Origin of the sequence: Paraburkholderia sp. BR14374 (assembly GCF_040948685.1) — a bacterium.
GTDB classification, from domain to species: domain Bacteria; phylum Pseudomonadota; class Gammaproteobacteria; order Burkholderiales; family Burkholderiaceae; genus Paraburkholderia; species Paraburkholderia youngii.
The window spans coordinates 1-15,412 of sequence record NZ_JBFPKF010000042.1 but is presented as its reverse complement, the minus strand read 5'-3'; the positions used below and the strand labels follow the sequence as shown (position 1 = coordinate 15,412).

Genomic DNA, 15,412 nt, shown 5'->3' with positions numbered 1-15,412 from the left:
GTGTCTCGCCCGAGCAGCCAAACTTCGCCGCGATCGACGCGATGACTTTCCATTGCGAGTCGTGATCGCCTTGATGTTCCAGAACCATTCGCACAGCCCGCTCACGAACTTCAGGCGAGTACCTTGGGCACTTCTTCTTCGTGTTTTCCATAGCTCCATTTTCTCAAGAAGTGGAGCCTCCGGAAATCCCGAGGCGGTTCACTGCGTGACCGTATGCACGGCTGGCCGATCTTAGCTGGCTGGCCACCTCATCTCAGCGTTCGATTGCTTGAGAAACTCTTTAAGACTGCAATCTGCGACAGCTTGTCGTTCCATTCTTGCGCGAGTGTGTCGGTGACCGGTCAGTTACTTGGATGGACCAGCATGAAGCGCCGTTGCGCAAGATCTGCGTCGATCTGCGCGCGTTCTATAGCGCGCAGGCGTAACCGATTCGGCTTCAGCGTGACGCGCTTCGATTTCCCTGCGCATCTCCCCTGCCAAGTCATCGGCAGCGGGAGTCATCGACGCGACGATCAACGCGTAAACTGTTTCACCCGATCGGCGCTCCGTCAATTGACTGGCAGCAAGGTTCTCTAAGAGCGTCTTGTGCTTGATCGCAGACATATTAGGCTTCCTGTCTTCCGCGTAGCGTAACGGAGTCGGAAAAGCGACCACAACGACTGCACATGGCGCCTCCCTGCAGAACGGGCGCACCCTCGCGAGGTGGCAACGATCGCGCGACTTCAAACCCGCGACCATGCGTCTTGGGCTCGGTGCACTAGATAATCGGCCGACCTCAGCCAGCGGCGCCTCGTATTCGCACTCCTCCTCTGATCCGCCCGCAGAAGTCGTTCGATTCATGCTTCTGGGTCGGGCACTACCGGATGAATAACTCCCCACGCTCTGGAGCTTCCGCCAAATTCGGTGCCGCTCAAAGCCTCAGAAACTGGGGGATATTAGAAAATCGCTAGGACATCGAAAAAACATTTGATATCAATGCGGTGCACGAACGGTGGCATGATGGTACCCATACCGTACCGGCTGCAGTGTCTGATTTGCTTTGCGTGCACAAGGTTTTTGACTGATAGGGGCGCATTCGTGCGTTGGCAGGCGAATTCCAGAAGGTCGGGTACTTTATTCGGGTTTGCAAAAAGTAGTTGCGTTGTCTTGGCTACGTCGCCGATCGGCGCAAACGCAAACGCAAATGCATGAGCGGTAGTTTGGGCTGAAGCAAAGGGGGGCAGAGATATATCTGCGGGCGGGAATCGTGATGAAGCGGTGCGCTCAGCTTCTGCTCGCAGTAGGCGTCGACGTGATGCGGATGCGAACGCTTGCCATTCTGGCGTGTACGGGAGAAATCGCGACATCAGCAGCACCGGATCTTTGTTCGTGAGTCGCAGGGAGCTCGTCAACGCGCCGGCTGTGTCAAAAGCGGGCGCGTGTTCACGAACCCGCATTCAGCGGCAGCATTGCGTTCGATGCTTTCCGTGGCGGTGTCGTCGTAACGGCGGCACGCTTGGCTAAATGGCTTCGGTCTTGGCTGGGAGATTAAGATGTTAAATCGTATTTCCTTGGCGCGCCCGGATCATGGGGCGAATAAGCGGTTAACCTTATCAAAGGTGTCTAGCGTTATTGTCGGTAGCGGTACGCTAGCCATTAGGTGTGCTCAGCTAGCCCAAGAAAGGGGGCACGTGATCCGCGCGGTACTTTGTGCGGACTCCCGGTTTTCCGAGTGGGCCACCGGTGCCAATATCCTATGTTGTAGCAGCGTCGACGAGCTCTCGACATTTGTAGATATTGAGCCCGTTGAATATATATTTTCTGTCGCCAATCCGTTCATATTGCCAGTGGGTATGCTTAGGCAGGCACGTCAAGGCGCTTTCAATTATCACGATGGACCCCTCCCTCAATATGCGGGAACTCATGCCACTTCTTGGGCGTTGCTTGCTGGTGAAAGCGAATATGCAATTACGTGGCATTGTATGGATCAAGGCGTCGATACTGGTGATGTGGTCGTTCGGCGTCAGGTTTTAATAACGCCGACCGACACTGCATTCACCCTAAACATTAGATGTTATGAAGCTGCTATCGAGGGGTTCCGTGAGTTGCTAATTGGATTGACCGATGGGGCCCTCGATATACGTCCGCAAAGGATGCTGGACAGGAGCTACTTTCCGAGATATCGAAGGCCCGATGTTGGGGGCTGTTTACGTTGGGATCGATCTGCGGAAGATTTGTCTGCAATGGTGCGGGCCTTGGATTTCGGAGCAAATTATCCAAATCCGTTGGGAATGCCAAAGGTTATCTTGGTCGATGATCTTGTGGCAGTCAAACGCGTAAAGGTTCTGGATCGATGCTCGGATGAGCTTCCGGGTTCCTTGCTGGGGATCCACCGTTGGAATTGGCGTGTCGCGACAGCTACGCAAGATGTCGATGTTTGGTTTTCTGGTCCGGACGGTCAATCTATTGACGCGTCGGCGCTCGCGAAGCATCACGGTCTGGATATAGGAGACCGTCTTCACATATTCGGTGTAGAACAGGCGTCGAGCATTACTTCCGAGCTCGAAATGTTAGCCGTGCAAGAGTCATTTTGGCGCCAGCGGCTTGCCGGGTTCAGATCGTTGCAGCTTCCCTTTTTTTTGTCGTCGGCTTTGGCCATGACGAAATGGCAGTCCAGTTCGGAGAATGCTTTTAGCGTTTTGGCTGAATTGGCACCGATCGAGCGCATGGTACACATAGTGGTCGGCTGGCTAATCTATCTTTCCCGCATCTCAGGTGAATCTGAGCTTCAGTTGGGATGGAGTCCTACGCTCAATGTATCGGGAGTTGCATCGGAAGCAACAGGGTCGCATATTGCCGCAGTCGTGCCGATGAAAATTGTAGTTGATCTCGATGATGCTTTTGCAGAGGTGCGTAGGACAGTTGAGACCGAATTCGCTCTGCTTCGAGCACACAAAAGTTTTGCTGGGGATCTCGTTGCACGCTACCCGGCGTTAAAGAACATAGAGGCACTTCGATCGCGGTGCCCGTGGCCGATTGGTATCACGATAAGGGAAGGTGCTTCTTCGCATGAGCTGGGATCAGCGCCGAATTCTGGAATACTTCGCTCGGGCAACGTGCTGACGCTTGAAGTGTGCTCTTTGGACGGTAGCTTTCGATGGCACTTCGACAGAAGCCGCTTGGCACCGGAGAATGTCGAACGTATTACACAGCATTTGGAAAAATTGTTGGGTGCTGTGATGGCTGAGCCTCGGCAGCCGGTGGGCCGCATCGACATCCTGCCGGCGGCGGAGCGTGGGTATCTGCTGGAGGAGCTGAACCGCACGGAGGCGGCGTATCCGTCGGAGCGGTGCATCCATGAGCTGTTCGAGGCGCAGGTGCGGCGGGCACCGGAGGCGGTAGCGCTGGTGCATGAGAACGAGAGACTGAGCTATGGCGAGCTCAATGCGCGGGCCAACCGGCTGGCCCATCATCTGATCGCACTCGGAGTCAGGCCGGATCAGCCGGTGGGGATCTGCGTGGAGCGCAGCCCGGCGATGGTGGTGGGGCTGCTGGCGATCCTGAAGGCGGGGGGCGCATATGTGCCGCTGGATGCGGCGTATCCGGGCGCGCGGCTGCGGCAGATTCTGGGGGAGGCGGCGCCGCGGCTGGTGCTGGCCGATGCGGCGGGGCGTGCGGCGCTGGGCGAGGAGGCGCTCGCTGGGGTGGGGCTGGTGGAGCTGGAGGCGCAGTCGCCGGCGTGGGCCGGGCAGCCGTCATCGGATCCGGATGCGCGCGCGCTGGGCCTGGGCCCGCACCATCTGGCCTATGTGATCTACACGTCGGGCTCCACCGGCACGCCCAAGGGCGTGATGGTCGAGCACAGAAACCTGTTGAATTATTTGCAATGGTCGCATCGCAGTTATTACGAAGAAGCGTTGAATGGTTCGCCGATATTACATTCGTTGAGCTTTGACGGCATCGTTACAACTTTATTCGGGCCCCTGTTGGCAGGTGCAGCGCTGTATCTTCTAAAACCTCCTGTTGAAACTGATTTACTTTCTCCTGCTAACGATGGTCGGGTCTACGATTTGATCAAGCTGACGCCTTCGCACCTGAGCCTGTTAAACCGGCAACTGGAGTGTTACGAAGGTCCGGCTCCGACGAAGGCACTGATGGTTGGTGGGGAACCGTTAGTACCTGCGGATATTCAGTTTTGGCGAAAGCGCTTCCCGAATGTGCGCCTGATCAACCACTTCGGTCCTACAGAAGCGACAGTTGGAAGCGTCACATTTGAAATATCCAAAGTTATCGATGGATCCGCCTCTATCCCGATCGGCCGTCCGATTGCGAACACGCGGGTGTACGTGCTGGACGGTCATGGCGAGCCGGTGCCGTTCGGGGTGGTGGGCGAGCTTTATATTGGCGGGGCGGGGGTCGCGCGCGGCTATCTGAACCGCCCCGAGCTGACAGCCGAGCGGTTCATCGCCAGTCCCTTTGTGGAGGGCGATCGGCTGTATCGCACGGGGGACCTGGCGCGGTACCTGCCGGATGGCAATCTGGAGTTTCAGGGGCGCACCGACGAGCAGGTCAAGGTCCGGGGTTTTCGCATCGAGCCGGGCGAGGTGGCCGCGCACCTGTGCGGACATGCGTGGGTACGCGAGGCGGTGGTGGTGGCGCGCGAGGAGCGGGCCGGCGAGCCGCAGCTGGTGGCGTATGTGGTGGCCGCAGAGGAGGCGCAGGAAGCGCAGGAAGCGCAGCTTGCGGCGACGCTGCGCGCGCATCTGGTGGGGCAGCTGCCGGACTACATGGTGCCGGCGGCGTTCGTGCCGCTGGCGGCGCTGCCGCTGACGGTGAACGGCAAGCTCGACCGCAAGGCACTGCCCGCGCCGGCTGACGATGCGTATGCGCGGCGGGGCTACGAGGCGCCGCGCGGGGAGCTCGAGACGGTGCTGGCGCAGCTGTGGGCGGAGCTGCTGGGTCTGGAGCGGGTCGGCCGGCATGACCACTTCTTCGAGCTGGGCGGTCATTCACTGCTGGCCGTGCAACTGATGGAGCGGCTGCGGCAGCGCTCGCTGGGAGTAGAGGTGCGCACGCTGTTCGCGCGGCCGGTGCTGGCCGATCTGGCGGCCAGCCTGGGGCGCCATCAGGAGGTCGCGGTCCCCGCCAACCTGATTGCCGCGCACAGTACGGCGATCACCCCCGGGATGCTGCCGCTCATCGGGCTGAGCCAGGCGGAGATCGACCGGGTGGTGGCCACGGTGCCCGGAGGGCTGGCCAACATCCAGGACATCTATGCCCTCTCGCCGCTGCAGGAGGGCATCCTGTTCCATCATCTGCTGGCCAGCCAGGGCGATCCGTACCTGCTGGTCTCGCAGATGGCATTTGCCGGTCGTGACCTGCTGGAGCGCTATCTGGCGGCAGTGCAGCGGGTGGTGGACCGGCACGATATCCTGCGCACGTCGTTTGTGTGGGAGGGGCTGTCCAGTCCGGCGCAGGTGGTGTGGCGCCAGGCGCGGCTGGAGGTGGTGGAGGTTGAACTGGATGAGGCGGAGGGGCCGGCTCCCGAGCAGCTGCGGCGCCGGTTCGATCCGCGCGGGCAGCGCATCGATCTGGGGCGGGCGCCACTGATACGGTTTGTGACGGCCCGGGAGCCGGACAGCGGGCGCTGGCTGCTGCTGGCGCTGCAGCATCATCTGATCGGCGATCACACGACCTCAGAGGTAATGCATGCGGAGGTGCGGAGCGTGCTGGGAGGACGCGGGCACGAGCTGGCCGAGCCGCAGCCATTCCGTAACCTGATAGCGCAGGCGCGGCTGGGTGTGGGAGAGCCGGCGCATGAGCAGTTCTTCCGGGAGATGCTCTCGGGGATTGACGGGCCGACGCTGCCGTTCGGGCTGGGCGAGGTGCGCGGCGACGGCAGCGGGGTGGACGAGGCGCGGCGGCAGTTGCCGCAGGCGCTTAACGACCGGCTGCGGCAGCAGGCGCGGCGGCTGGGGGTGAGCGTGGCCAGCCTGTGCCATCTGGCGTGGGCGCAGGTGGTGGCGCGCAGCAGCGGGCGCGAGCAGGTGGTGTTCGGCACGGTGCTGTTCGGGCGCATGCATGGTGGCAGCGGCGCGGACCGGGCGATGGGGCTGTTCATGAACACGCTGCCGGTGCGGCTCGACGTGGATGGAACCGGGGTCGGGGAGAGTGTGCGTCGCACCCACGCGCGGCTGGCGGAACTGCTCACCCACGAGCATGCCCCGCTGGCGCTGGCGCAGCGCTGCAGCGGCGTTGCGGCGCCTGCGCCATTGTTCAGCGCGCTGCTGAACTATCGCCACAATACGCTGGCGGCGCTTCAGGGGGCGGTGGGCGACGATGTCCCGGGCGGCATCGAATGGCTGGGTGCGCAGGAGCGCACCAACTATCCCCTGAGCCTGTCGGTGGAAGACTCCGGGCAGGCGCTGGGCCTGACGGCGGAAGCGGTCGAGCCGGTTTCAGCAGAGCGTATCTGCGGTTACATGCAACATGCGCTGGAGCACCTGGCGGAGCTGCTGGAGCGCTCGCCGCACACGCCGGTGCGGGAGCTGGAGATCCTGCCGGCGGCGGAGCGCGGGTATCTGCTGGAGGAGCTGAACCGCACGGAGGCGGCGTATCCGTCGGAGCGGTGCATCCATGAGCTGTTCGAGGCGCAGGTGCGGCGGGCACCGGAGGCGGTGGCGCTGGTGCATGAGAACGAGAGACTGAGCTATGGGGAGCTCAACGCGCGGGCCAACCGGCTGGCGCACCATCTGATCGCACTCGGAGTCAGGCCGGACCAGCCGGTGGGGATCTGCGTGGAGCGCAGCGCGGCGATGGTGGTGGGGCTCTTGGCGATCCTGAAGGCGGGGGGCGCATATGTGCCGCTGGATGCGGCGTATCCGGGCGCGCGGCTGCGGCAGATTCTGGGGGAGGCGGCGCCGCGGCTGGTGCTGGCCGATGCGGCGGGGCGTGCGGCGCTGGGCGGGGAGGCGCTCGCTGGGGTGGGGCTGGTGGAGCTGGAGGCGCAGTCGCCGGCGTGGGCCGGGCAGCCGTCATCGGATCCGGATGCGCGCGCGCTGGGCCTGGGTCCGCACCATCTGGCCTATGTGATCTACACGTCGGGCTCCACCGGCACGCCCAAGGGCGTGATGGTCGAGCACCGGGGGGTGGTGAACTTTCTATCTGCGTTTTCAGAGATATCTTCAATTTCTGACCGCGATACTTTTTTGGCTTTGACCACCATCTCGTTCGATATTGCGGGGCTCGAACTGTTCCTGCCTTTGAGCACTGGGGCCGCAGTCGCCCTTGCAAGCCGTAAGGATGCAATCGACGCCATGGCCTTACGCCATTACATAGCACATCACAACATTTCTTTCATGCAGGCGACTCCGGCAATGTGGCGCCTGCTCTTAAATGGAGGCTGGCAAGGAACACCAGCGCTGAATGCGGTATGTGGGGGAGAAGCGTTACCTGCAACTCTGTCACTTCGCCTAAATGAAGCGGTGAACTCTGTAAAGAATTTCTACGGGCCAACCGAAACAACCATCTGGTCATCCTTTTTTCCTATTGACACGCCATTCGGCGTGCCACATCAAGGTGTACCGATCGGCCGTCCGATTGCGAACACGCGGGTGTACGTGCTGGACGGTCATGGCGAGCCGGTGCCGTTCGGGGCGGCTGGGGAGCTCTACATTGGCGGGGCGGGGGTGGCGCGCGGCTATCTGAACCGCCCCGAGCTGACAGCCGAGCGGTTCATCGCCAGTCCCTTTGTGGAGGGCGATCGGCTGTATCGCACGGGGGACCTGGCGCGGTACCTGCCGGATGGCAATCTGGAGTTTCTGGGGCGCACCGACGAGCAGGTCAAGATCCGGGGCTTTCGCATCGAGCCGGGCGAGGTGGCCGCGCACCTGTGCGGACATGCGTGGGTGCGCGAGGCGGTGGTGGTGGCGCGCGAGGAGCGGGCCGGCGAGCCGCAGCTGGTGGCGTATGTGGTGGCCGCAGAGGAGGCGCAGGAAGCGCAGCTTGCGGCGACGCTGCGCGCGCATCTGGTGGGGCAGCTGCCGGACTACATGGTGCCGGCGGCGTTCGTGCCGCTGGCGGCGCTGCCGCTGACGGTGAACGGCAAGCTCGACCGCAAGGCACTGCCCGCGCCGGCTGACGATGCGTATGCGCGGCGGGGCTACGAGGCGCCGCGCGGGGAGCTCGAGACGGTGCTGGCGCAGCTGTGGGCGGAGCTGCTGGGTCTGGAGCGGGTCGGCCGGCATGACCACTTCTTCGAGCTGGGCGGTCATTCGCTGCTGGCCGTGCGGCTGCTCAGCCGAGCACTGGATGGGGGAATGAAATTAAGCGCTATCGATCTATTCGAAGCCCCCGTCCTGAAGGATCTTGCCTCCAGGGTCGAGATGGACATGGATCCTCATGTGTCTGGAGTGTTGCCGGTCCGTTTGGCGGGAACTCAGCCTCCCGTTTTCTTTGTTCCGACAGGCTATGGAGATTTTTCGTATGTCTCCACTTTAGCAAAAGAAATGGAAGTGGATAGTCCCATCTACGCTCTACCATGGCCCTCCTTCAAAGATCGTTCACTGACTCTTGAGGAGATCGCAACACATACACTGTTGACGATGAAGAAGATTCAGCCGCGAGCTCCCTACCGGATTGCCGGATATTCGTCCGGTGCGATCCTCGCTTACGCGATTACTCAGCAGTTGCTGCGCTTCGATGAAACGGTATCTTTTCTGGGTCTTATCGATGCCCCGCTGCCAGCAAATTCTACGAAAAAATCTGATGCCGAAATAATACTCGAAATGGTATTTGAACCTCTGGAGTCTTTGGACGATGAACGATTCGAACTGCTACAGCGCTGCGCTAGGAACAGTTCTGTTCCGCAACTACTCCAAAAGGCACAGGAAATTGGGGCGATAGTTGTAGAAGCGGATTTCTACGAAACCGTCGAAACGTATATCCATTTTCAGCACGCGTTACTGAACTATCAGGTTCCATCCCTGCAAGTCGAAATTCACCAGTTCTATGCATCTGAGCTTCCCGAGAATTTCCGGGCTGGGCGCACTCCGGATGCAACGGAGGCTAAGAAGATTGCACCCATGCATGGCTGGGACCGAGTTCTAAATCCCGAGGCCATTCACGCCATACCGATTCCCGGCGATCACGTGACAATGATGGCCGTGCCGGAAAACCGTCGGATTCTTGCACGCGCGCTTTCCTTATGCTTAAGCAGCACACCACACCCGCGAACAATAGGGCCCTGACGCTATGACAACGCGCTCGCACAATCTCGACAGTTACCTCCCGTCGACTTTCGAAGCCCTAACGCAAGGAGGGGACCCGCGGATCGAACTCGATACCGCCGCAATGATCAACAAATATGGGGGGCGACCGATACCAGATACAGGACTGTTAGCATTTGGCTCCGCCACGGCATCTACTATCTCCCTATCTGGCCACTCTGCTGCGCAACAACTACGCTCCCATCTCTTGAGTAGCTTACGGGAGAGAAATCCGGCGGATGTTTATTTGGAGGAGATGTCGAGGCTGCGTAGTGAATTTATCGACCTGTGTGGCTTAGGAGAACTATCTGGGTTGGAGGCTATTGTATCCGCTTCCGGCACAGATGCTCACATGCTTGTCGCAAGACTGGTGGCCGGGACCAGCTCTCGCACAACGTTGGCGATCATGGTTCAACCGGAAGAGACGGGGAGCGGTGTCGCGCGTGCTTTGGCGGGCGCCTTATATCATCGCTACCCCCCCGCGATGAACGATGAGAATGTGGGAGATTTCGGCGATGTCAATCACGTCGAGTCGATAGCAATTCGCTCAGAGGACGGCAGTCTCCGATCCATTGCTGAGGTTGATGACGAACTTGAAGCAACGGTATTGAGTGCTGTAAAGCAGTATGAGCGCATTTTGATCGTATTAACCGACGTCTCCAAGACCGGCGTGTTGGGCCCCAGTCCGGATCGTGTCCTCGAACTCAAGCGGCGCTGGCCAAACATCATCGAGACTGTCATCGATGCCTCTCAATTCAGGCTGGCATCGAGCACGTTAGTTAGTTACCTCCGTGCGGATAGTATTGTCATCATTACTGGATCAAAGTTTTTTAGCGGCCCTCCATTTTCCGCAATGTTGCTGGTTCCGGCAGACGCAGCATGCAGATTGATGAAGCGGCCGGTCGATCCGGCACTTCGCGTCAATAGCGCGCGCGCAGAGTGGCCGCCACATTGGAATGGCATCATGTCGCTTCACAATGCAAGCAACTTTGGATTGCTTTTGCGGTGGGAGGCTGCCCTCACTGAACTGCGGGATTTTCACAGCATCCCCGCGGAAGGTGTCAGAAAGGTCGTGGAGAACTTCTATAACGCTATTACGTCATGGATGAGTAACTCGCAACAGCTTAGTCTCCTGGAACAACCCGCCTTGCAGCGCCGTCCAACGCAAAATCAGTCGACGTGGGATCAGATACCAACGATTTTTCCTTTCATCTTGTTCGAGTTTAATAACCGAAGAAGGCCGCTGCGCGCGGAGGAGACCACCAAAATCTTCAATCGAATGAAAGCAGACCTTGGTGGGAATGCGCGCGGAGTAAGACGAAAAATATTGTCCGCGCGTTGCGAATTGGGCCAACCCGTTTTATGTGGCGAGATCGATGGGGTTCCTGTTTCTGCGCTGCGGATGAGTCTTAGCGCGCGCTTAATTGTGGAGGCCGTTTGCGACAAAGATAACAGCGCTGAATATCTAGTAGAACGTGCCATTTCTGTGTTGGAAAAGGTATCTCTTCTCGCTAAGAACAGGGTGCTTGTATCCTGACTTAAAGCAATCTTGGTCGAGCGCCGGGCCTACTGGCGGGCGGCGATCGCAATAGTCGAGAGAGCGCGAGATTTGCTTTGGCGTTGCTCGAATATGGTAATGATTTTCAAACTCGAACCAGTGGCACAATGACTCCGATTCAAGGCTGTCAGCCAACCTGCAACGAGAAAATGGCACTGCCATCACGAGCAAATAGACACGATCACTTTGCAGTGCTAGCGGTGACGTGAAGCGGGTCGACCCGCGGCGAGCGCAACTCAATAGTACGGCGTGGATATCCATTTCCGGTCAGAGAATGAGGCCTGTGGACGCGTCTTTCATCAATGAGGGAATTTGATCCAACATGACCGGTTGTCGAGCCACAGTTCTCCACTATCTCACGCCGCGCGTGCATTGCATATATCAACAGGGAACTTGGATTGAGCTTGTGCTCAACGGGGACGCGCTTGTGGTGTTAGAAGGCAATTTTGTTGAGGAATACAAAGTGTATAGGCATAAACACGGGGGGCACGACAGAAAGGCCGACCATGATCTCGGGGAATTGCCCTTGGTCTCCTGCCAGTCGGTCGAAGCGGTTGAGCCAGCCGAAGCCGCGATCGACCGCCCAGCGGCGCGGCAACGGCACGAAGCCATTTTTCGCCTCAATCCGCTTGATTATCTGAAGCTCGATCTCTTCGTCGAGTGCGGCCTGTGCGGGCTCTTCTCAGGTATATCCCTGATCGGCGAACGCTACCTTGACCGTCTGGCCTTTGGCGTGCTGAATCTGGCGCGCCAATTCTCCGACCAGAGCATGCTCCTGTTCGTTGGCCGGCATCACATGCGCGGCAAGCAACCGCTCGAAGATATCGACCGCCATATCGACATTACTGCCGCACGGCGGAAAGTCATTGGGCAACAAACGCCACGGCATAGCCGCGCGCACGATCCAGCGCAGTGCATTGAACATCTCGCGCAATTCATTGCAGCGACGCGGCGTGTCCTTGTTCATCAACGTCAGATACGCAGTGGCGAAGTATCAATCTTCATCCGATATATCGGTTGGCTATGGCCTGTGTTCTTTTGTCCCGTCAGGATACAAAGCCCGGCAGAAAGTGCCTAACGTTCTCAAGATCATTGATGATCCTATCCATTCGGGGGACTGTAAGAAAGAATATGAGCGATGCAATTTAATGATTCCCGTCGGAGTTCGGAGATGAATTTGAAAATATTTTCTTTGCGAGAGAGGCCGGAACTTATTCCTCTTGTTTTTTCGAGCGAGTTAGATAGCATGTGGCCGGACTTTATGCGCCATGATCGAACCGCAAAGCTCTATTTTAGCGCGGGAGTCTTCTCAAGATACCTAGACTTCGCGTATGCTGGGCTTGTCGACGAGGAGGTCGTTGGGCGCGCTTTCGGCGCTCCATTTGCCTCAAACATCGAGGGCCGCGTGGAATTGCCGGACGGCGGTTGGGATGAGGTTATCCGCTGGGCTCACGAAGACAGTCTGCTAGGCCGTGAACCAACGACGATAAGCGCACTCGAAATTACCCTACTGCCAAAGGCGAGAGGTCTTGGTAATGCGCTGGCACTGCTGAATGCGTTGAAGCAATGTGCCAAAATGGCGGGATTCTCAAAACTTTCGGTCCCCGTTCGGCCAAGCCAGAAACACCATGTGCCCGGGATGCCGATGCTCGAGTATACGCGACTACAACGCCCCGACGGTTTGCCGATGGATTCTTGGTTGCGAACCCACCCCGGTGCTGGAGGAAGGCTCATGAAAATTGCCCCTTATTGCATGACCATCGTTGGAACGATTTCGGAATGGTCACGATGGACAGGGCAAATATTCGAACATTCCGGAAGTTCTGAGGTCGATGGGGCATTGGTGCAGGTGCTCGTTTCAATGGAGCAAAATTGCATCGTTTATGTCGAGCCAAATGTTTGGTTTCAATACGACCTATGATTGATGAAGCTTAATTCTTTCATTCCACGAAGTGAGATACGTCGATATATAAATGATGGCGAAAAGGAAACCTTGGTTTGACATGCGGGCGTTTAAGTGCGTACTAGTCTTTACTGTACGATACTGGCGCAAACAGCCTGTGAGAATTTCCGCGATCGCGACGCTCGCATTACTGGCCACCCTTGCCGAGGTGGTGACGCCATTCTTTTCTGGGCGACTGGTGGATGCGCTGACAGCTGGTGGCGGTGATATGGGCTTGAAGTCCGCTGCGTGGCACCATGCAGCAAGTACTTTTGGTTTGCTGATTGCATTGGGAGTTGGCACGACCTTGGCGAGACATTTCACGCTTCACAACATCATGGTGCTGACGTTGAACATGATAAGCGATGTCGCGTCGAACGCATTTTGCGGAGTGCAACGTCTCTCCACCGATTGGCATGCGAATAGTTTCGCCGGTTCGACAGTACATAGGATCACGCGCGGTATGTGGGCACTAGAACTGATGAACGACACGCTGCTTCTCGCGTTGCTGCCTTCGCTGCTGATGCTGGGTGGCGCGACGATACTGCTTGGTGTCCGCTGGCCGCTGATGGGTGTCTTGGTTGGCGCAGGCTCGCTGCTGTACATTACGGTCGCAGTGTCGCTATCGCTCGGCTATGTAGCGCCCGCCGCGCACATCAGCAATCTGTGGGACACCCGCATGGGAGGTAGGCTTGCCGACGCGATAGCCTGTAACTCGCTCGTGAAAGCGTTTGGCGCCGAGAGCCGGGAAGAAGCTAGGTTTGCCCGCATAGTCAGCAAGTGGCGTAAGCATGCGGCTCGCATGTGGGCGCGCAGCACGACCAATGGTGGAGTCCAGAGCGGCATGCTCGTGCTGATGCAAACCGCGATGCTCAGTGCCGCACTATGGTTCCGCGTGCGCGATGAAGCAAGCGTCGGTGACATCGCGTTTGCGCTAACAATGTTCTATGTCTTGCAAGGCTATCTACGCGAAGTTGGGATGCACGTACGCAACCTGCAACGCTCTGTGAATGATATGCAGCAACTAGTTCTGCTTGAGCGAGAGAGATCTGGCATCGAGGACCGGCCAGGTGCGCGTCCTATCGAGATTCGACGAGGGGAGATTTGCTTCGACCGGGTGACTTTCCAATACGACAAAGTCCGGGAGCCTTTGTACAAGGATTTCTCAGTAACCATTGCGCCCGGTGAGCGCGTTGGGCTGGTGGGCCGTTCAGGGGCAGGAAAGACTACGTTCATAAAACTAATCCAGCGGCTCTACGATCTCAGCGATGGTCGCATAAGGATTGACGGGCAAGACATTTCCCAAGTTGAGCAGACTTCGCTGCGACGGCAGATCGCTATCGTGCAACAAGAGCCGTTGTTGTTTCACCGTTCGCTCGCGGAGAACATCGCATATGGTAAGCCGGACGCGACGCAGGCCGAGATCGAGCAAGCTTCCGCGCTAGCGAACGCGCACGAGTTCATTGCCGCGTTACCGAACGGATATGCCACGCTGGTGGGCGATCGCGGGGTGAAGCTTTCGGGCGGTGAACGTCAGCGAGTGGCTATCGCTCGTGCTTTCTTGGCAGACGCGCCAATCATTATTCTCGATGAAGCGACCTCGAACCTTGACGGCGAAAGTGAAGTGCTGATTCAGCAGGCGATGGAGCGGTTGATGGTTGGGCGTACGACACTCGTGGCTGCACACCGCCTGTCCACGGTTCGTGCGCTCGATCGGCTGCTGGTGTTTGATCACGGCCGCCTCGTCGAGGAAGGAAGCCACGACCGGCTCGTTCAGCTCGATGATAGTACTTACCGTCGGTTGTTTGATCAGCAGGGGTTCGGGTTAGCTCGCGAGATTTGACGACGTTGTGTGCTGCCGTTGCTGACGAGCGGATCAAACGGCGACAAGTCGGAAGCGTTTCCGCGGCGCCACCCGACCGTCGTATAGTTCGTTTGGTTCCCCTCCGGTTTGCGTGTGAGGATCTCAATGATCTTCCTTTAGGGCCGATTGATTGAAATGGGAGATCAGGTCAAGCGAATGCCGGCGAAGCTCGTCCAGCCATGCGATATCGGCAACAAGAATCTATGGTCCTCCCCGTTTTTGCAACGCTGATTCCGATTTTGTGGTTGGCTTGCGTGAATCTATTCGGCGTCTTGAAGGGGATCACTCCCCGCGCCACGATGAGAGTCGCGCCCGACGAACCTCAGAACGATGGCGGCTTCATATGAGCCCATTCTTGTTTCGGGTTCCTCGTCGGGCCACTGTGCCGTTCACGTCATCAGGTGTCAGCGGTCGCAAAACCAGTTGGGTAACTTGTTTGGTGCTGTGTGAAACTCGCTATGCGGGCATGGCTGCAGCCCCAGCGTTAAAACTCGTCTTGCGCGCTGCGATCGCCCATGCGATTCGCGCGAATTTGTTGGCCAATGCGCAGGCCACAACATTGGAGTGTCGTCGCGCGAGCATTTGCCGCGTCCACGTGACCAATGGGCCTGAATTCTTGTCAATTCTCTGCATGAACACTCTCGCGCATTGAACCAGCAGCCGGCGGAGATTCTTGTCGCCTCTTTGATATGACTCCCGGTGTCAATCGGGATCGGTTTTGAACTTTGCATCTCTGTTGTTTGCGATGTTTTCGAATTCCCTGAGGGCGGCGTAGCAGTAACTCTCGACGGTGGATCACGCTG

Annotated in this window: 4 protein-coding genes and 3 pseudogenes; 4 read left to right on the top strand and 3 right to left on the bottom strand. The window is 58.4% G+C overall.

Going from position 1 to position 15,412, the window contains the following annotated elements:
• A pseudogene (locus tag AB3X86_RS36535) lies at positions 1-151 on the bottom strand (IS3 family transposase); the annotation flags it as partial.
• 1,519 nt (positions 152-1,670) lie between these two features.
• Here AB3X86_RS36535 and AB3X86_RS36530 point away from each other — a divergent pair.
• Positions 1,671-9,227: an amino acid adenylation domain-containing protein gene (locus AB3X86_RS36530; protein WP_368599718.1), complete on the top strand. Its 7,557-nt coding sequence runs from the start codon at positions 1,671-1,673 to the stop codon at positions 9,225-9,227.
• Between the two features lie 424 nt (positions 9,228-9,651).
• Complete coding sequence (locus tag AB3X86_RS36525; protein ID WP_368599717.1) at positions 9,652-10,782, top strand: hypothetical protein; 1,131 nt, start codon at positions 9,652-9,654, stop codon at positions 10,780-10,782.
• A 454-nt stretch (positions 10,783-11,236) separates the two neighbouring features.
• Here AB3X86_RS36525 and AB3X86_RS36520 read toward each other — a convergent pair.
• A pseudogene (locus tag AB3X86_RS36520) lies at positions 11,237-11,815 on the bottom strand (transposase).
• A gap of 159 nt (positions 11,816-11,974) precedes the next feature.
• Between AB3X86_RS36520 and AB3X86_RS36515 the strand changes: the two are divergent.
• Complete coding sequence (locus tag AB3X86_RS36515) at positions 11,975-12,724, top strand: Long-chain-fatty-acid--CoA ligase (protein ID WP_368599716.1); 750 nt, start codon at positions 11,975-11,977, stop codon at positions 12,722-12,724.
• Positions 12,725-12,779: 55 nt separating this feature from the next.
• Complete coding sequence (locus AB3X86_RS36510; protein ID WP_368599719.1) at positions 12,780-14,588, top strand: ABC transporter ATP-binding protein; 1,809 nt, start codon at positions 12,780-12,782, stop codon at positions 14,586-14,588.
• Between the two features lie 477 nt (positions 14,589-15,065).
• Here AB3X86_RS36510 and AB3X86_RS36505 read toward each other — a convergent pair.
• A pseudogene (locus AB3X86_RS36505) lies at positions 15,066-15,296 on the bottom strand (IS110 family transposase); the annotation flags it as partial.
• Positions 15,297-15,412 lie beyond the last annotated feature (116 nt).

Bases quoted from the DNA above. Each gene is read 5' to 3' on its own strand.
- AB3X86_RS36515 (WP_368599716.1), top strand. From the start codon at position 11,975: ATGAATTTGAAAATATTTTCTTTGCGAGAGAGGCCGGAACTTATTCCT.
- AB3X86_RS36510 (WP_368599719.1), top strand. From the start codon at position 12,780: ATGGCGAAAAGGAAACCTTGGTTTGACATGCGGGCGTTTAAGTGCGTA.
- AB3X86_RS36525 (WP_368599717.1), top strand. From the start codon at position 9,652: ATGGTTCAACCGGAAGAGACGGGGAGCGGTGTCGCGCGTGCTTTGGCG.